This is a genomic window from Bradyrhizobium sp. IC3195, from assembly GCF_020193585.1.
Taxonomy (GTDB): domain Bacteria; phylum Pseudomonadota; class Alphaproteobacteria; order Rhizobiales; family Xanthobacteraceae; genus Bradyrhizobium; species Bradyrhizobium yuanmingense.
The window spans coordinates 567151-584709 of record NZ_JADYVG010000002.1; the positions used below are offsets into that span (position 1 = coordinate 567151).

The following is a 17559-nucleotide window of genomic DNA, read 5'->3' on the forward strand; positions in this document are numbered from 1 at the left end:
GTGGGAGATATTGCGATGGAGAAGCCCTATACCGGCGGCTGCGCCTGCGGCGCGATCCGCTATTCGATCGAAGGGGAGCCCCTCTTCAGCAATCACTGCCAATGCCGCGACTGCCAGCGGGAAAGCGGCAGCGGCCATGGCTCGTACGCGACCTTCGCGCGCGCCGGCGTCACGCTGACGGGCGATGCCAGGCACTGGGACATGGTCGCCGACAACGGCAAGGTGAAGACCCGCGGCTTCTGCACACAATGCGGCGTAGCCGTCTACATGACCTTCGCGGCGCAGCCTGACGTGTTCACGATCCGCGCGGCAAGCCTCGACGAGCCCGCCCGCTACAGGCCGCAGGCGGTGACCTTCGCCGCGCGCGGCCATGAGTGGGATCCTCTCGACCCTGGCCTGGTGAAGTTCGACGGCATGCCGCCGGGGTAAAGCGCCAGATTCTTGTTTTGACGCGTTTTCTTTACGCGAACCGGTGTCCACTTCGCTCGAAAACGCTTTAGCCAAAATCCAGCACCATGCGGCCGTCGATCTTGCCGGCCTTCATCCGGTCGAAGACGTCGTTGATCGCTGCGAGCGGCACCTTGGTCACCTCGGCCTTGACCTTGCCGTCGGCGGCGAACGCGATGGCTTCGTCGAGGTCACGCCTCGTGCCGACGATGGAGCCGCGCACGGTGATGCGCTTGAGCACGACGTCGAAGATCGGTGTCGGGAATTCGCCCGGCGGCAGGCCGACGAGGCTGACGGTGCCCTTGCGACGCACCATCTTGAACGCCTGAGCGAATGCAGCAGTCGACACCGCCGTCACCAGCACGCCATGCGCGCCTCCCCCACTCGCCGTCAGCACCTTCTCCACTGCACCATCCGCCAGCGCGTTGACCGCGAGATCGGCACCGGTTTCACGCGCCAGCTCCAACTTGTCCTCGGCGATATCAACCGCGGCGACCTTCAGCCCCATCGCCTTGGCGTATTGGATCGCGACATGGCCGAGCCCGCCGATTCCGGAGATCACGACCCACTCGCCGGGCTTGGCCTCGGTTTCCTTCAATCCCTTGTAGGTGGTGACCCCAGCGCAGAGGATCGGCGCGATGGCCGCGAAATCGATCGTCGCCGGCAGCTTGGCGGCGAACGCGGCCGAAGCGATGACATATTCGGCAAAGCCGCCGTTGACGCTGTAGCCGGTGTTGTGCTGGTGCTCGCACAGCGTCTCCCAGCCGGTCTCGCAATATTCGCACGACATGCAGGCGTCGTGCAGCCAGGCGACGCCGACGGCATCGCCGACTTTCAGATTCTTCACGCCGGGCCCGAGCGCGGCGACGATGCCGGCGGCTTCATGGCCGGGGATGAAGGGCGGCACCGGCTTCACCGGCCAGTCGCCGGAGGCGGCATGCAGATCGGTGTGACAGACGCCGCAGGCCTTGACCTTGACCAGAACCTCGCCCGGACCGGGCTGCGGCACCGGCACGTCCTCGATCACCAGCGGCTTGCCGAATTGCTTGACGATTGCGGCTTTCATGGTCGGCATCGGTCTGCTCCTTGTGCTTTGTGAAGCAGAATAGCGACGCCGCCCGGCGCACCCTTGACGAGAGTCAAAAAGCACAATGTTTGCGCAAGGGCGGGTCCATCATGACACCCCGATGACGCCGCGCGATGCTCTCGATCTGTCAGCTATGGAACTTGAGACCATCGACGATCTTGTCGATCACCTTCCGCTCGGCGCGCATCGCAATGCCGACGAGATTGAGATCGGTGCGCGCAACCGCCCTCACCGCCTCGCGGTTGGCGGCATCATGCGTCGTCTTGAACATTTCCTCGGTATAGACCGCCGCCTTGACGTTGCGGGTGAGCGCGCGGTCCAGCGCGCGCGACAGCGCCGGACCGTCGGCGCCATAGATCAGGATCGGTTGGCCGATCAGTGCATGATACTTCGTGCCCGAGGCGTCCTCATAGGCTTCGCCGATGCATTCCGGAAAGGCCGCGGCGATGCCGCTGGTGAGGAAGGAGGCTACGTTCAGCTTCTGCCAGGCTTGAAGATCGGTACGGATCACGACCGCGATCTTGGTGTCGAACTGCATGTATGCCTTCCACTGTCATTCCCGAGGCGATGCTACGCAACGCCCGATCACGACAGCAAGAGAAAATCACCCCTTGGCGTCACAGGCCCAGGCGCGGATCACGCATTCCTTGCCGCCGTATTTGTAGCATTCGCGCGTAGCGGCGTTGAGCGAGGCGGAAATATTCGGCTTGACGGCATAGCCGTAGGCGCCGCAGGGATTGGTCATATCGACCGACATCGCAGCGCAGGCGCGCTTCATTGTCATGGTGGTGCAATCGCCCTTGCACTGCTTCTGCGCGGCGGCGCGGGCCTCGTGCTCGTGGCCATAATCATAGGCCTGGCCATAAGCGCCGCACTTGCCGACCGCGAAAGCGCCGGCGGCCTGGGCTTCTGTCATATGGCGCGCGCCGGATGCAAAAACGGACAGCGCAAGGAAAAACATCGCGCAACGGCGCGCGACGACGTTCGAAGCCATGGAAAAACCCCTCCCCCCAAGGCAGGTGGCGGCAACTCTAAGCGGCGGTCGTTTCCAGATGGTGAACGGGGGGTTGAAATCGGCAGGCTTGCAGGATGCCGTAGTCCCGTAGGGCGGATTAGCGAAGCGTAATCCGCCTCTTTTGTTTCCGCGGAGAAACACAGCGGCGGATTACGCCTTCGGCTAATCCGCCCTACGCACCTTCAGCCCCGCCGTGCCGCCTCCAGCGCCTGCGGCGTGTCGATGTCGACGAAGGCGCTCTCGCCGTCCACGGGCACTTCGGCGACCGCCTCGGTGTGCTTGGCGATCAGATGCCGCGCGCCGACGTCGCCGTCGAGCGTCATCAGCTCCTTGAAGAACCGGCGCGACCACAGCACGGGGTTGCCGCGGCGGCCCTCGCTGACGGGAACGACGATGAGATTGCCGCGGTCGGGCGCGAAACTGTCGATCAGCCTGTCGATCAGGCCGGCGTCGATCAGCGGCATGTCACCGAGACACACGACGGTGCCATCGCAGGTCTCGGGAACGGCGGCGATGCCGGCCTTCACCGAACTGGCGATGCCGCCGGCGAAGTCCGGATTGCGGACGAATGTCACCTTCAGGCCTTGCAGCGCCTGCTCGACGAGCTCGGCCTGATGGCCGGTGACGACGATCACCTCGGATGCCCTAGAGGCCAGCGCCTGCTCGGTCGCGAGGCGCACCAGCTTCTTGCCGTCGAGCTCGGCGAGCAGCTTGTTCGGCCCGCCCATCCGGGTCGAGCGGCCCGCCGCGAGCACGATGGCCGCGACCTGGCTGTTGCCCTCGGTCTCCGGCTTGGCGCGCGGCTGCGGCCGCGTCACGATCTCCATCAAGAGGCCGCCGACGCCCATGCTCATCAGCTCGGAGCGGGTCACCTTGATGCCGGCGAGAAGCCGCATCAAGACCCAGTCAAAACCGTTCTCGACCGGCGAGCGCGCGCAGCCCGGCGCGCCCAGCACCGGCACCTCGCCGGCGCGGGCGATCAGCAGGAGATTTCCGGGGTCGACCGGCATGCCGAAATGCTCGATCTCGCCGCCGATTCCGGTGACGGCCGCCGGAATCACGTCGCGGCGGTCAGCGATCGCGGATGCACCGAACACGATCACGAGCTCGGCGCCGAGGCCGAGCAATTCCTTGATCGCGGCCGACAGCGCCTGCTCCTCGTGCGGGACCCGGCGCTCGGCGATGATGCTGGCGCCGGCTGGCGCCAGCCGTTCGGCAGTGACGCGCAGCGTCTTGTCGATCACCTTGGTGGACAGGCCCGGCAGCAGCGTCGAGACCACGCCGACGCGCTTGATCACGTAAGGCGCGACCTTCAGCACGTCCTTGCCCGCCGCCTTCACCGCGGCATCGCGCAAACTCGCCTCGACGCCGAACGGGATGATCTTGACGGTTCCGACCATCTCGCCCTCGACCACCGGCTTGTAGGCGGCGAGCGTGGCAAAGGTGATGGCTTCGTCGATGTTGTTGATGCGGTCGACCGCGGCGCGATCGATCACCAGCACGCCCGCTCGCGCGGCGAACAGATTGGCACGGCCGGTGAAAGCGCGCTCGACATGGATGCCCTCGCCGCCGATGGCGAGCGCGATGCTGGCGGCGGCAACGTCCTCGGAGACGTCGCCCGCCTCCATGCGCACCACGACGATGTCCTTGATGCCGGCGCGCTCCAGCGCCTCGACCTCGGCAGGTCCGATCGTCGTGCCCTTCTTCAGCACCAGCGATCCCTGGCGCAGGGTGTGGACGGTCACCCCGCCAATCGCATCCCTGGGGCTCGCCGGGCCGAACTTCATGCCGCTTCTTCTTTTTCCTTGGGAGGCAGCCGAAGCACGGCCGTGATCTCGGCCATGATCGCCACCGCGATCTCGGACGGCGAGACCGCGCCGATCGCTAGCCCAATGGGCGCGTGGATGCGCGCGATGTCGCTTTCCTTGGCGCCTTGCGCCCGCAACCGGTCGCCACGCTTGGCATGCGTCTTTCGCGAGCCGAGCGCGCCGATATAGAAGCAGTTGCGCTCGAAGGCGTGCAGCAGCGCGGGGTCGTCGATCTTGGGATCGTGCGTCACCGCCACGAACGCGGTGTAGGCATCGACATTGAGCGGCGGCAGCGCAGTATCAGGCCATTCGGCGATCAACGGAATGTCGGGAAAGCGCTCGGGGCTCGCAAAGGCCGTGCGCGGATCGACCACGGTGACGTCATAGCCGAGCGAGCGCGCCAGCGGCGCGAGCGCCTGGCTGATATGGACCGCGCCGATGATGACGAGCTTTGCCGTCGGGGCGTAGACGTTGAGAAACAGCTTCTTGCCGCCGGCCTCGACATTGGCGCTCTTGCCTATGCGAAGCTGCTTCTCGAGCTCGGCGCGCAGCGGATCCTTGGCGAAATCCTTCGCCTTCACCAGCCGCTGCTCGCCGCTCTCGGTGTCCGTCACCAGGATGACCGGCCGGCGCGCGGCGCGTTCGGCATTGAGTTCGTGCAGGATGTCGAGCTTCACGGCTAACCGACCTTCTCGACGAAGACGCGGATGGTGCCGCCGCAGGACAGCCCAACGTTCCAGGCGGTCTCGTCGGCGACGCCGAACTCCAGCATCTTCGGCTTGCCGCTCTGGATCACATCCATGGCCTCCGTAACCACCGCGCCCTCGACGCAGCCGCCGGAGACGGACCCCAAGAACGTGCCTTCGTCGTTGATAACGAGGCTCGAGCCCGCCGGGCGCGGCGCCGAGCCCCAGGTTTCCACCACCGTCGCCAGTGCGACGCCACGGCCGGCCTTCTGCCAGTCCTCCGCCGCCTTCAGGATGTCCTCGTCGCGATCGAGCATGGCTGGCCTCTCAAGCTGCGGAGCGGATCAGGCTGCGGTGATGCGGCGGCAGCGGCTGGGAGAGCGTCGTGATCAGCTCCTGGATCGAACTCAAATTATGTACCGGGCGGAATTCGTCAACGTGGGGGAGCATCATTTTGATGCCCTGCGCCTTGGCCTCGAAGCCGCCAAACCGCAGCAGCGGGTTCAGCCAGATCAGCCGCCGGCAGGACCGGTGCAGCCGGTCCATCTCGAAGGCGAGCTTGGAATCGGCCTCCCGCTCCAGCCCGTCGGAGATCAGGAGCACGATGGCGCCCTGGCTCAGCACCCGCCGCGCCCACAATTTGTTGAAGTTGTGCAGCGAGGCCGAGATCCGGGTGCCGCCGGCCCAATCCTCGACCGAGGCCGAGCAGCTCGCCAGCGCCTCGTCGGGATCGCGCTGGCGCAGCGCACGGGTGACATTCGTCAAGCGGGTGCCGAACAGGAACACCGAAACGCGCTTTCGAGCATCCGTGATCGCATGCAGGAAGTGCAGGAACAGACGGGTGTATTCGCTCATCGAGCCCGAGATGTCGAGCAGCGCCACGATCGGCGCCGGCTTCTCGATGCGCCCGAGGCGATGGATGTCGATGATGTCGCCGCCGGTGCGCAAGGAGGCGCGCAGCGTGCGGCGGAGGTCGAGGCGCAGGCCGCGCGCATCGGGCCGGCGCCGGCGCGTCAAGAGCTCGGCCTGCGGCAACCTCATCCGCTCGATGGCACGGAGCGCCTCGGCGATCTCCGCCGCGCTCATCTGCGCAAAATCCTTCTTCTGCAGGATCTCCTTGTCGGAGACCGACAGGCGCAGATCCTGCTCCTGGTGCTGCGGCGTCTCGGTCATGCGAGGCTGCGCCATCGCCTCCTGGACGCGGCGGGCGCCGGCCTGGGGCTTCTTCTTGGCCTCGTCCGGCAGCGGCACCGAATCCAGCATGTGCTTCCATTCTTCCGAGGCGCGGAAGAACAGGTTGAAAGCCTGCTTGAAGATCAGCGCATGCTCATGGCGCTTGACGAAGATCGCCTCCAGCGTGGTGAAGACGTCGGATCGGCTACCGATGTCGATCACTTGCAGCGCGCTCATGGCATCGATGACAGCGCCCGGCCCGACCGGCAGGCCGGCCGCACGCAGCGCGCGGGCGAAGCCGACGATGTTGTCGGCGAACTGCTCGGTCTTTTCGGGGGCAAGGTGGTTGATGGCCATTGGTTCAGCACCCTCGGTCGTCATTCCGGGGCGATGCGCAGCATCGAGCCCGAAATCCATTCATCCACCAACTCTGCGGCCCGATGGATTCCGGGTTCGCGCTAACGCGCGCCCCGGAATGACGTGAAGATCAATTCTCGCTCGTCGCGTCCTTCAGCACCTTCTGCAGCGTGTCGCCCTGCATCCGGGTGATGTCGTCCTGGTACTTGAGCAGCGCGCCCAGCGTGTCGCCGACCACTTGCGGGGTCAGCGAGCGGGCATCGAGCTCCGACAGCGCCGTGGCCCAGTCGATGGTCTCGGCAACGCCCGGCGACTTGTAGAAGTCCTGGTTGCGCAGCGCCTGCACGAAGCGGACGACCTGCTGCGACAGCTTGGCGGAGATGCCGGGCACGCGCGTCTTGACGATCGCAAGCTCGCGCTCGGCGGCCGGATAATCGACCCAGTGATAGAGGCAGCGCCGTTTCAGCGCGTCGTGTATCTCGCGGGTGCGGTTGGAGGTGATGATGACGATCGGCGGGTGCGGCGCCTTCACGGTGCCGAATTCGGGGATGGTCACCTGGAAGTCACTGAGGATCTCGAGCAGGTAGGCTTCGAACGCCTCGTCGGCACGGTCGAGCTCGTCGATCAGCAGCACCGGCGGACCGGCGACATCAGGCTCCAGCGCCTGGAGCAGCGGCCGCTTGATCATGTAGCGGTCGGCGAAGATATCGCTCGAAAGCTGATCGCGATCAGTGTCGCCCGCGGCTTCCGCCATCCGGATCGCGATCATCTGCGACGCGCTGTTCCACTCATACACCGCGGAGGAAACGTCGAGGCCTTCATAGCACTGCAGGCGGATCAGCTTCCGCCCCAGCGCCGCCGAGAGCACCTTAGCGATCTCGGTCTTGCCGACGCCGGCCTCACCTTCCAGGAACAGCGGTCGGCCCATACGCAGCGACAGATACGTCACCGTCGCCAGCGAGCGCTCAGCGAGATAGCCGCGCGACGTCAGGAGTTCGAGCATCGCATCGACCGATGCCGGCAAAGCACCGGAAGAAGTGGCCGCTGAAGTCATGGAAAAGCCAGTCTCGCTACGCCCTCACCGGGGACAGGTCTGGACCGAGGAATGAGGTCAGCTCATTCCTTGGCATTGGCGGCATCGACGGCGCGCCGCGTCAGCACGCCGATGAGATGCGCGCGGTATTCGGCGCTGCCATGGATGTCGCTGTTGAGGCCTTCTGCCGGTACCGCGATGCCCTCCAGCGCCTTCGAGGCGAAGCGCTTCTTCAAGGCTTCCTCGAATGCGGTGACGCGGAACACGCCTTCGGAGCCCGCACCGGTGACCGCAACGCGCACGTCCGAAGGACGCCGCGCCACGAATACCCCGACAAGCGCATAGCGCGAGGCCTGGTTGCGGAACTTGACGTAAGCGGCCTTTTTCGGCAGCGGGAACATCACCTTGGTGATGATCTCATCCGCTTCGAGCGCGGTCGTGAACAGGCCCTGGAAGAACTCTTCCGCCTTGAGGCGGCGCTTGTTGGTGACGATGGTGGCCCCGAGCGCGAGCACCGCGGCCGGATAATCGGCAGTCGGATCGTTGTTGGCGAGCGAGCCGCCGATCGTGCCCTTGTGACGCACGGCGGGATCGCCAATGCCGCCGGCGAGATTCGCCAGCGCCGGAATGGCTTCACCGACGATGGCGGAGGTCGCGACCTCGGCATGCTTGGCGGTGGCGCCGATCACCAGCGAGCGACCCTTCATCTCGATCGTGTTGAGCCCCTCGATGTGGGAGAGGTCGACCAGATGCGGGGGACTGGCGAGGCGCTGCTTCATGACGGGAATCAGCGTGTGGCCGCCGGCGATCACCTTGGCGTCCTCGTTCTTCACCAGGAGGTTGGCCGCCTGGCGAACGGTCCCAGGGCGATGATATTTGAATTCGTACATCTGTATGTCCTGATCGCGGGAGGCGCGTTACGCGAGGTCGGATTTGGCCATCGCCTTCGCGCCGGCGGAGATCGAGGCGACGATGTTCTGGTAGCCCGTGCAGCGGCAGAGATTGCCTTCGAGCTCCTCGCGAATGGTGTGGTCGTCGAGCTCGTGGCCCTTGCGGTGCACGATGTCGATCGCAGTCATGATCATGCCGGGCGTGCAGAAGCCGCACTGCAGGCCATGGTGCTCGCGGAAGGCCTCCTGCATCGGATGCAGCGGCGCGCCGTCCGCAGCCAGCCCCTCGATCGTCTTGACCTCGTGGCCATCGGCCATCACCGCAAGCGTGGTGCAGGACTTCACGGCCTTGCCGTCGAGATGCACGACGCAGGCGCCGCACTGCGAGGTGTCGCAGCCGACATGGGTGCCGGTCAGCCGCAGATTCTCGCGCAGGAATTGCACCAGGAGCGTGCGGGGATCGACATTGGCGGTGACTGGATTGCCGTTCACGATGAGGGAGATTTTTGCCATAAGCACTCTCTGTCAGCACCCCGACGGGTCCCGTCGAAGCGGTTCTTATAATTATTCCAACCCATCATATGGGCCATTATGCCCCGGGGCAACATCGCCCCGGGCGCAAGGCGCCATGCCGAAGGCGCTACCCTAAAGGTATTGGACCTTCAGCCCTGTACGGCCTTGGCGAAGTTCGCGAAAAACTCATCGGCAAGCTTCTTGGCGGCGCCGTTGATGAGGCGCTGGCCGAGCTGCGCCAACTTGCCGCCGATCTGCGCCTCGACGTCGTAGGAGAGCAGCGTGCCGCCGTCCTTCTCGGCGAGCTTGACGGTCGCGCCGCCCTTGGCGAATCCGGCCACCCCGCCCTCGCCCTCACCGGAGATCTTGTAGCCGTTCGGCGGGTCGAGATCGGACAGCGTGACCTTGCCCTTGAAGCGCGCCGACACCGGCCCGACCTTCATCTTCGCCGTCGCGCGGAAGCCGCCGTCGTCGGTCTTCTCCAGCTCCTCGCAGCCGGGGATGCAGGCCTTCAGCACCTCGGGATCGTTGAGCTTGGCCCACACGGCCTCGCGCGGCGCTGCAAGCTGGACTTCGCCGTTCATCGTCATGGCCATGAGGGTGCCTCCCGGATCGCGTAACTATAGTGCTGATCAAGTAACGCAGCGGCGCGGCAAAGAAAAGGCCGGGGCCCGGTCACGTGCAATGCATATTCGCAACTGCAAAATGACGTGTGCGGGCGGTGGGGGATTGGCACGGCCGGGCCATGATGATTAGGTCGCGCGCAACATGAGCACATCCATCTCCCCCCTGCTCGCACCGATGCTGTCGAGCGCCGCCATGCGCGTGGTCTGCGACGATCGGTCGACCTTGCAGAACATGCTCGATTTCGAGGCAGCCTTGGCACGGGCCGAGGCGGCCAGTGCGGTGATTCCCGCATCCGCCATCGGACCAATCGAGGCGGCGTGCAAGGCCGATGGCTTCGACATGGCCGCACTGGCCGAGGCCGCGACGCGGTCGGGCAATCTCGCGATTCCCCTGGTCAAGATGCTGACCGCCAATGTTGGCAAGAATGACGCGGAGGCCGCGCGCTACGTGCATTGGGGCGCGACCAGCCAGGACGTCATCGACACCGCGACCATGCTGATGCTTCGCGCCGGCATCGCGGCGCTGGATGCCGACCTCAGCCGTGCCATCAAGGGCTTTGCCGCGCTGGCGCGCAGCCATCGCAACACCCCGATGGTGGCGCGGACCTGGCTCCAGCATGCGCTGCCGATGCCGTTCGGGCTGAAGGCCGCCGAATACGCCTCGAGCCTTGCCCGCGCCCGCTGCCGCCTGCGGCGGCTCTCCCGCGAGGGCCTCGCGCTGCAATTCGGTGGCGCTGCCGGCACGCTCGCTGCGCTCGGCGACAAGGGGCTCGCGGTGGCCGAACGGCTGGCGCAGGAGCTCGACCTGCCGCTGCCCGAGGCGCCCTGGCATACCCATCGCGACCGCATCGCCGAGGCCGCATCCTGCTTCGCCATTCTCGCCGGCAGCTGCGGCAAGATCGCGCGCGACGTCTCGCTGCTGATGCAGACCGACGTCGCCGAAGCGTTCGAGCCCGCCGGCGAAGGCCGCGGCGGCTCCTCGACCATGCCGCACAAGCGCAACCCGGTCGCCGCCGCAAGCGCGCTGGGCTCTGCCACCATGGCCCCGCAGCTCGCCGCGACGATCTTCGCCGCCCAGGTGCAGGACCACGAACGCAGTGCCGGCCCCTGGCACGCGGAATGGCCGACGCTGCCGCAATTGATGCTGGTCACATCAGGCGCGCTGGCTGCCGTCGTCGACATCGCCGAGGGTCTCGAGGTCGATGCAGCGCGCATGCTCCGCAATCTCGATGCGACGCATGGCTTGATCATGGCCGAGGCCGTCACCTTCGCGCTCGCCGAAGCCATCGGCAAGAGCAACGCGCATCATCTCGTCGAGGCCGCGAGCAAGCGTGCCGTCGCCGAGAAGAAGCATCTGCGCGAGGTGCTGTCGGCCGATTCGCAAGTCATCGCGCACCTTTCGCCGGAAAAAATTGCGGCATTGTTCGAGCCGATGGCCTATCAAGGGGCGTCACAGGCGCTGATCGACCGGCTGCTCGACAACCTCGATCAAGATTAAGAACGGAGACGCCGCATGCCCATGATCGATGCCGACGGATGCCTGCTCAACGTCTCCGTCGAGGGCCGCGACGGCGGGCCGACCTTGATGCTGTCGAACTCGCTCGGCTGCACGCTGCAGATGTGGGAGCCGCAGATGAAGGCGCTGACGCAGGTGTTCCGTGTCATCCGCTACGATCGCCGCGGCCACGGCAAGTCGAACGTCCCGCCTGGCCCCTACACGATGGAGCGGTTCGGCCGCGACGTGCTCGCGATCCTCGACGACCTCAACATCGAGAAGGTGCATTGGTGCGGCCTGTCGATGGGCGGCATGGTCGGGCAATGGCTCGGCGCCAATGCGCCCGAAAGGTTCGGCAAGCTGATCCTCGCCAACACGTCCTGCTACTATCCCGATCCAACTAACTGGCACAACCGCATCAAGGCGGTAAAGGAGGGCGGCATCGCCGCCGTCGCCGATGCCGTGATCGCGGGCTGGCTCACCCAGGATTTCCGCGAGCGCGAGCCTGCGATCACCGCGAAGATGAAGTCGATGCTGCTCGCCTCGCCTGTCGAGGGCTATCTCGCCTGCTGCGAGGCGCTGTCGACGCTCGACCAGCGCGCGCTGCTGCCGAAAATCAAGAGTCCGACGCTCGTGATCGCCGGCCGCCACGACGTGGCGACGCCGATCTCGGCGGCCGAATTGATCCGCTCCAGCATTCCCGGCGCCAGCATGACGATCATCGACGCCGCGCACATTTCGAACGTCGAGCAGCCGCATGCGTTCACGGATGCGGTGGTGGGGTTCCTGACGCAGCGCTAGCAACAACCGTCATTGCGAGGAGCGTAGCGACGAAGCAATCCAGTCCGTCTCCGCGGACACATTTCTGGATTGCTTCGCTGCGCTCGCAATGACGAAAGAGGAGGAACAGAATGGACGACCAGAAGCGCCGCGATGCCGGCATGAATGTGCGCCGCAAGGTGCTGGGCAATGCCTGGGTCGACAAGTCGATCGCGAACCGCAATGCCTTCAACACCGACTTCCAGGACCTGATCACCCGCTACGCCTGGGGCGAGATCTGGACGCGGCCGCATTTCGACGAGCGCACGCGGCGCGTGCTGGTGATCGGCACCATGGTCGCGCTCGGGCAATGGGACGAATTCCGCCTGCACGTGCGTGCGGCGCTGGCCGAGGGCGGCTTCACGCCCGACGACATCAAGGAGATCCTGCTGCAGCAGGCGATCTATTGCGGCGTGCCGGCGGCGAACCACGCCGTCAAGGAAGCCTCAGCGATTGTGCAGGAGCTCGGCCTGCTCAAGACCTAGAGGCTGAAGATTCGGCGGTGCGGCGACCTCGGCCGCCTTCGACGCTGCCTCCGGCTTCTCGATCACGAGCACGACGGCGGCACCGAGCAGCATCAGGAGCTCGGTGGCGTGGAGCCGAAGCGCGGCCATCTCGCCGACCTTCGAGGCCATCACCATGCTGGCAAAGGAGATCAGGCTGCCGATCGCCAGCGCAATCCCGAGCGCCTCGTCACTGCCGCCGCCCTTACGGGTGCGGGGAATGCAGAGCAGCACGAGGTAGATCGCAAAGAACGCCACCACGGTCAGCCTTCCGAGCGCCAGCAGCCAGGCGGCACGCACCGTGTCCATGCCCGCCATCTGCAGATGGTCGCTCAGGTACAGCGCCACCGCGACGCTCGGCCGCTCGTAGAGGCCGCGCACGGGCGCGACAATGATGCTGAAGGCTATGAGGCTCCAGACGGGAATGAAATAGGCCGCCAGCAGCGCGCCGTTGACCGAGCCGATCCGCCAATTCCTGAACATGCCGCTTCCCGCCTGGTTTGCCGAGCCTTCGATCGAAGGCGGCGGCCATGCCGGAGCTAACTCGCATCAGACTGTGGCGGCAATTTAAACTCTTTGTTTACCTTAACTGCCCGCCCGCTTTCGTCATTCCGGGGCGGCTCGCAGGAGCCGAACTATGGTGCGCAATTGCGCATCTGAGAATCTCGAGATTCCGGGCCTGCTGCTGACGCACCATCCCGGAATGACGGGCAAACGATTGCCCCAAGAAAAAAGGCCCCGCCTTCCGGCGGGGCCTCTCCTCACTCCTGGGCTCCCAAACTCGCTATTCCTGGTCGCGCTGGCCGCCCTGCTGCTGGCCCGGGCGATCGCCCTGGCGCGGGTCCTGCTGCTGCTGTCCGGGTTTCTGGCCACCACCCTGCTGCGGATTGCGCTGGCCGGGATTCTGATTCTGCTGACCCGGATTCTGGTTCTGCTGCTTCGTCATTCGGGGAAACTCCCTTGTTGGACGTCAGAGGGGAGACAACGGCCGGCATCCACTTTGGTTGCCTCGGGAACCGGGTTCCTCGTAGGACCCAGGGAACCCGGCGCCGAAATGATCTCTGTACAAGCCTTAAGGTGGAGACCGGGCCAGTTGCAGCCGCCAGTTCCCTCCTGTTACAAAACCCAAATGCTCAAGGGCTGCCGGGGCCCAAGAACTCTCTGCAAGAGCTCCCTTTGAGCCGCGTCAAGTTTGGGTACGGCAGCTTATGGATTATTTCGCCCAGCAGCTCATCAACGGTCTCGTGCTCGGCTCGATCTACGGCCTGATCGCGATCGGCTACACGATGGTCTACGGCATCGTCGGCATGATCAACTTCGCCCATGGCGACGTCTTCATGATCGGAGGCTTCATCGCCCTCATCACCTTCCTGATCCTGATCTCGCTCGGCCTCACGGCCATTCCCCTGATCCTGCTCGTGGTGCTGCTGGTCTCGATGGCGATCACCGCGCTCTATGGCTGGACCATCGAGCGCATCGCCTACCGGCCGCTGCGCCATTCCTTCCGCCTCGCCCCGATGCTGTCGGCCATCGGCATGTCTTTCGTGCTGACGAATTATTCGCAAGTGGCGCAAGGCGCCCGGGTCAAGCCGATCCCGCCGGTCATCACCGGCGGCTATACGCTGCATGAAAGCGCGGACGGCTTCGTCATCCAGCTTTCCAACATCCAGATCATCGTCGTCATCACCACCATCGTGCTGCTGGCGATCTTCACCTGGCTGGTGTCGAACACCCGGCTCGGGCGCGACATGCGCGCCTGCGAGCAGGATCAGACCATGGCAGCGCTGCTCGGCGTCAACGTCGACCGCACCATCTCCATGACCTTCGTGATCGGCGCGGCGCTCGCCGCCGTTGCGGGTCTGATGTACCTGCTCTATTACGGCCTGGTCGACTTCTTCATGGGCTTCGTCGCCGGGATCAAGGCCTTCACCGCCGCGGTGCTCGGCGGCATCGGCTCGCTGCCCGGCGCCATGCTCGGCGGCCTTGCGATCGGCCTGATCGAGACGTTCTGGTCGGCCTATTTCTCGGTCGAGTACAAGGACGTTGCGGCGTTCTCGATCCTGATCGTCGTGCTGATCTTCATGCCGACCGGCCTGCTCGGCCGTCCCGAAGTCGAAAAAGTCTGACGCGCGTGACAGCTCCCTCCACCCACACGACCAAACCTGCAACGGGCATCCCAGCTCTCCTCAAGACCGCCTTCATCAACGCAGTGATCGCCCTGGTGCTGTTCTCGCTGATGGTGGGCGTCCGCACCGAGGCGGGCTCCGACGGCCAGCTCACCTACTGGACGCGTTTCGGCGAGCTCGCTTACCTCGTCGCCGCCGTGTTCGGCGGCTCGATCGTGATCGAGCTGCTCAGACAATGGATCGGCCCGGCCGGCACGGAGAAGCTGGTGCCGCCAGCGGTGCAGAAGGGCATGTCGCTGGTCGGCCGCTATCTTGCGCCCGCGCTGCTGATCTTCACGCTGCTGGTGCCCGTGATCTTCTATAACCAGCGCTACATCCTCGACCTCGCCATTCTCGTGCTCACTTATGTGATGCTCGGCTGGGGCCTCAACGTCGTGGTCGGGCTCGCCGGCCTGCTCGATCTCGGCTACGTCGCGTTCTATGCCGTCGGCGCCTATTCCTACGCGCTGCTCGCCACCAATTTCGGCTGGTCGTTCTGGATTTGCCTGCCGCTCGCCGGCATCCTCGCCGCGTTCTGGGGCGTGCTGCTCGGCTTCCCCGTGCTGCGCCTGCGCGGCGACTACCTCGCCATCGTGACGCTCGCCTTCGGCGAGATCATCCGCCTCGTCCTGATCAACTGGCAGGATCTGACCGGGGGACCGAACGGCGTGTCCGGTATTCCGCGTCCGACCCTGTTCGGCATTCCGCTGAGCAACACTGACGATGGGCTGGCCAACAAGCTCGGCATCGAATACTCGGCGACCCACCGTATCGTCTTCCTGTTCTATCTGATCCTGGCGCTGGCGCTGCTCACCAATTGGGCGACGATCCGCCTGCGCCGGCTGCCGATCGGGCGTGCCTGGGAAGCCTTGCGCGAGGACGAGGTCGCCTGCCGCGCGCTCGGCATCAACACCACGACGACCAAGCTCACGGCATTTGCGACCGGCGCCATGTTCGGCGGCTTCGCCGGTGCGTTCTTCGCCACCCGCCAGGGCTTCATCAGCCCGGAATCCTTTACCTTCCAGGAATCGGCGCTGGTGCTCGCCATCGTCGTGCTCGGCGGCATGGGCTCGCAGCTGGGCGTCGCGCTCGCCGCGCTGGCGATGATCGGCGGCTTCGAGCTGTTCCGCGGCCTCGAGACCTATCGTATGCTGGTGTTCGGCTGGGCCATGGTGCTGATCATGATCTGGCGGCCACGCGGCCTGGTCGGCCATCGCGCGCCGACCGTTTATCTGAAGAAGGCGCAGGCCATCTCCTCCGACCTCGTCAAGGAAGGACACGGATGAGCGGCGACAAGATCCTCAGCGTCGACCGGCTGACCATGCGCTTCGGCGGCATCGTCGCCGTGCAGGATCTCTCGTTCGCCGCCGAGCGGAAGAAGATCACCGCGCTGATCGGGCCGAACGGCGCCGGCAAGACCACGGTGTTCAACTGCATCACCGGCTTCTACAAGCCGACCGGCGGCGCCATCCGCCTCACCCACGATGACGGAAAGGAAATCGCGCTCCAGCGGCTCAACGACTTCCGTATCGCCAAGCAGGCCAAGGTCGCGCGCACGTTCCAGAACATCCGCCTGTTTCCCGGGATGACCGTGCTCGAAAACCTGATGGTGGCGCAGCACAACATGCTGATGCGCGCCTCGGGCTTCACCTTGCTCGGCCTTGTCGGCGCGCCCGCCTATCGCGACGCAGAAAAGCGCGCGATTGATCTCGCCTCCGACTGGCTGAAGCGGGTCAACCTGCTGGACCGCGCCGACGACGCCGCCGGCAATCTCGCCTATGGCGATCAGCGCCGCCTCGAGATCGCGCGCGCGATGTGCACCGAGCCCGCACTGCTGTGCCTCGACGAACCGGCTGCCGGCCTCAACGCGCGAGAGAGCGCCGCGTTGAACGAGCTCCTGCTTTCGATCCGCAACGACCTGGGAACGTCGATCCTGCTGATCGAGCATGACATGTCGGTGGTGATGGAGATCTCCGACCACATCGTGGTGATGGATCACGGCGTGAAGATCGCACAGGGCACGCCGCGCGAGGTGCGCGACGATCCCAAGGTGATCGCCGCCTATCTCGGCACCGACGAGGAAGAGGCCGTGGCCGTCATGGAGAGCGGATCGTGACGGCGGCATCCCCCCTGCTCGCGATCCGGGGCCTGCGCGCGGCCTACGGCAAGATCGAGGCCTTGAAGGGCGTCGACGTCGACATCAATTCCGGCGAGATCGTGGCGCTGATCGGCGCCAACGGCGCCGGCAAGTCGACGCTGATGATGACGATCTTCGGCAAGCCGCGCGCCCGCGCCGGGCAGATCCTGTACGAGGGCAAGGACATCACGGCCGTCCCGACCCACGAGATCGCCCATTTGCGCATCGCGCAGTCGCCCGAAGGCCGTCGCATCTTCCCGCGCATGAGCGTCGCCGAGAACCTCCAGATGGGGGCCGACGTCACCGAGAGCACGCCGGCGGAACGGGAGAGCACGCTCGAGCGCGTGTTCGCCCTGTTTCCCCGCCTGAAGGAACGTTTCGCCCAGCGCGGCGGAACCCTGTCCGGCGGCGAGCAGCAGATGCTGGCGATCGGCCGCGCCTTGATGAGCCGCCCTCGCCTGCTCCTGCTCGATGAACCCTCGCTGGGGCTCGCCCCGCTGATCGCGCGGCAGATTTTCGACGCCATCCGCACGCTGAACCGGCAGGACGGCCTGACCGTGCTGATCGTCGAGCAGAACGCCAACCACGCCCTCAAGCTGGCCCATCGCGGCTATGTCATGGTCAACGGCCTGATCACGCTGGCCGGCAGCGGCGCCGAATTGCTGCAGCGCCCCGAAATCCGCGCCGCTTATCTGGAAGGCGGCCGGCACTGACCGGCCCCGCCCTGCGCGAGAATGCGGCTAGATATCTTGGCGTATGCCCGTATTTTGCCGGTGACTTCTCCTCGAATTCATTCAAGAATGGC

21 protein-coding genes are annotated in these 17559 nt (G+C 65.5%); 8 read left to right on the forward strand and 13 right to left on the reverse strand.

The annotated features are described in order from the left end of the window. The first annotated feature begins 15 nt into the window (after nt 1-15). Nucleotides 16-429 carry a GFA family protein gene (locus I6F09_RS06440; RefSeq protein WP_036012827.1) on the forward strand — a complete coding sequence of 138 codons (414 nt, stop codon included), beginning with the start codon at nt 16-18 and terminating at the stop codon, nt 427-429. A 67-nt stretch (nt 430-496) separates the two neighbouring features. Here I6F09_RS06440 and adhP read toward each other — a convergent pair whose 3' ends face one another. The 11 genes from adhP to I6F09_RS06495 all read right to left on the reverse strand — a co-directional run bounded on the left by adhP (nt 497) and on the right by I6F09_RS06495 (nt 9605). Next, the gene (gene adhP, locus I6F09_RS06445) at nt 497-1522 is read right to left on the reverse strand and encodes an alcohol dehydrogenase AdhP (protein ID WP_225187695.1); all 1026 of its coding nucleotides are present in this window, start codon (nt 1520-1522) and stop codon (nt 497-499) included. 139 nt (nt 1523-1661) lie between these two features. Next, nucleotides 1662-2072 carry a DUF2000 family protein gene (locus I6F09_RS06450; RefSeq protein WP_225187696.1) on the reverse strand — a complete coding sequence of 137 codons (411 nt, stop codon included), beginning with the start codon at nt 2070-2072 and terminating at the stop codon, nt 1662-1664. A gap of 66 nt (nt 2073-2138) precedes the next feature. Then, a complete protein-coding gene (locus tag I6F09_RS06455) occupies nt 2139-2528 on the reverse strand; it encodes a DUF4189 domain-containing protein (RefSeq protein WP_036043591.1) in 390 nt (129 codons plus the stop codon). A 203-nt stretch (nt 2529-2731) separates the two neighbouring features. Next, nucleotides 2732-4336 (reverse strand): molybdopterin-binding/glycosyltransferase family 2 protein, encoded by a 1605-nt coding sequence (locus I6F09_RS06460; RefSeq protein ID WP_225187697.1) that lies wholly within the window; start codon nt 4334-4336, stop codon nt 2732-2734. Then, nucleotides 4333-5034: an XdhC family protein gene (locus I6F09_RS06465; protein WP_057029513.1), complete on the reverse strand. Its 702-nt coding sequence runs from the start codon at nt 5032-5034 to the stop codon at nt 4333-4335. Before I6F09_RS06465 ends, I6F09_RS06460 begins: the two co-directional genes overlap by 4 nt. 2 nt (nt 5035-5036) lie before the next feature. Beyond that, nucleotides 5037-5360 carry an XdhC family protein gene (locus I6F09_RS06470; RefSeq protein ID WP_025037240.1) on the reverse strand — a complete coding sequence of 108 codons (324 nt, stop codon included), beginning with the start codon at nt 5358-5360 and terminating at the stop codon, nt 5037-5039. A gap of 10 nt (nt 5361-5370) precedes the next feature. Next, the gene (locus I6F09_RS06475) at nt 5371-6573 is read right to left on the reverse strand and encodes a VWA domain-containing protein (protein WP_057029512.1); all 1203 of its coding nucleotides are present in this window, start codon (nt 6571-6573) and stop codon (nt 5371-5373) included. Nucleotides 6574-6703: 130 nt separating this feature from the next. Continuing rightward, nucleotides 6704-7627, reverse strand: a complete 924-nt coding sequence (locus I6F09_RS06480; RefSeq protein ID WP_036027789.1) for a MoxR family ATPase — start codon at nt 7625-7627, stop codon at nt 6704-6706. 62 nt (nt 7628-7689) lie between these two features. Continuing rightward, the gene (locus I6F09_RS06485) at nt 7690-8496 is read right to left on the reverse strand and encodes a xanthine dehydrogenase family protein subunit M (RefSeq protein WP_057029511.1); all 807 of its coding nucleotides are present in this window, start codon (nt 8494-8496) and stop codon (nt 7690-7692) included. Nucleotides 8497-8523: 27 nt separating this feature from the next. Beyond that, a complete protein-coding gene (locus I6F09_RS06490; RefSeq protein WP_014494194.1) occupies nt 8524-9009 on the reverse strand; it encodes a (2Fe-2S)-binding protein in 486 nt (161 codons plus the stop codon). Nucleotides 9010-9158: 149 nt separating this feature from the next. After that, a complete protein-coding gene (locus tag I6F09_RS06495) occupies nt 9159-9605 on the reverse strand; it encodes a carbon monoxide dehydrogenase subunit G (RefSeq protein WP_036043583.1) in 447 nt (148 codons plus the stop codon). A 172-nt stretch (nt 9606-9777) separates the two neighbouring features. Here I6F09_RS06495 and I6F09_RS06500 point away from each other — a divergent pair, with 172 nt between their 5' ends. The 3 genes from I6F09_RS06500 to I6F09_RS06510 all read left to right on the forward strand — a co-directional run bounded on the left by I6F09_RS06500 (nt 9778) and on the right by I6F09_RS06510 (nt 12434). Then, nucleotides 9778-11133: a 3-carboxy-cis,cis-muconate cycloisomerase gene (locus I6F09_RS06500; protein WP_225157076.1), complete on the forward strand. Its 1356-nt coding sequence runs from the start codon at nt 9778-9780 to the stop codon at nt 11131-11133. 15 nt (nt 11134-11148) lie between these two features. Next, a complete protein-coding gene (gene pcaD, locus I6F09_RS06505) occupies nt 11149-11931 on the forward strand; it encodes a 3-oxoadipate enol-lactonase (RefSeq protein ID WP_225124767.1) in 783 nt (260 codons plus the stop codon). 110 nt (nt 11932-12041) lie between these two features. Next, nucleotides 12042-12434, forward strand: a complete 393-nt coding sequence (locus tag I6F09_RS06510; protein ID WP_024340834.1) for a carboxymuconolactone decarboxylase family protein — start codon at nt 12042-12044, stop codon at nt 12432-12434. Here I6F09_RS06510 and I6F09_RS06515 read toward each other — a convergent pair. Continuing rightward, nucleotides 12396-12935, reverse strand: coding sequence for a hypothetical protein (locus I6F09_RS06515; protein ID WP_036012858.1), 540 nt, complete (start codon nt 12933-12935; stop codon nt 12396-12398). The two genes, I6F09_RS06510 and I6F09_RS06515, sit on opposite strands and share 39 nt — an antisense overlap. A 301-nt stretch (nt 12936-13236) precedes the next feature. Then, entirely contained in the window at nt 13237-13398 is a 162-nt protein-coding gene (locus I6F09_RS06520) for a hypothetical protein (RefSeq protein WP_192893160.1), read from the reverse strand. 262 nt (nt 13399-13660) lie between these two features. Here I6F09_RS06520 and I6F09_RS06525 point away from each other — a divergent pair, with 262 nt between their 5' ends. From I6F09_RS06525 to I6F09_RS06540, 4 genes are read left to right on the forward strand one after another with little or no spacing between them, the layout of a single operon-like run. Then, complete coding sequence (locus tag I6F09_RS06525; protein ID WP_057029507.1) at nt 13661-14578, forward strand: branched-chain amino acid ABC transporter permease; 918 nt, start codon at nt 13661-13663, stop codon at nt 14576-14578. Nucleotides 14579-14583: 5 nt separating this feature from the next. Then, a complete protein-coding gene (gene livM, locus I6F09_RS06530; RefSeq protein WP_036012866.1) occupies nt 14584-15903 on the forward strand; it encodes a high-affinity branched-chain amino acid ABC transporter permease LivM in 1320 nt (439 codons plus the stop codon). Then, entirely contained in the window at nt 15900-16733 is an 834-nt protein-coding gene (locus tag I6F09_RS06535) for an ATP-binding cassette domain-containing protein (RefSeq protein ID WP_036043573.1), read from the forward strand. The genes livM and I6F09_RS06535 overlap by 4 nt, the downstream gene beginning before the upstream one ends. Further along, a complete protein-coding gene (locus I6F09_RS06540) occupies nt 16730-17467 on the forward strand; it encodes an ABC transporter ATP-binding protein (protein ID WP_025037253.1) in 738 nt (245 codons plus the stop codon). The genes I6F09_RS06535 and I6F09_RS06540 overlap by 4 nt, the downstream gene beginning before the upstream one ends. Nucleotides 17468-17559 lie beyond the last annotated feature (92 nt).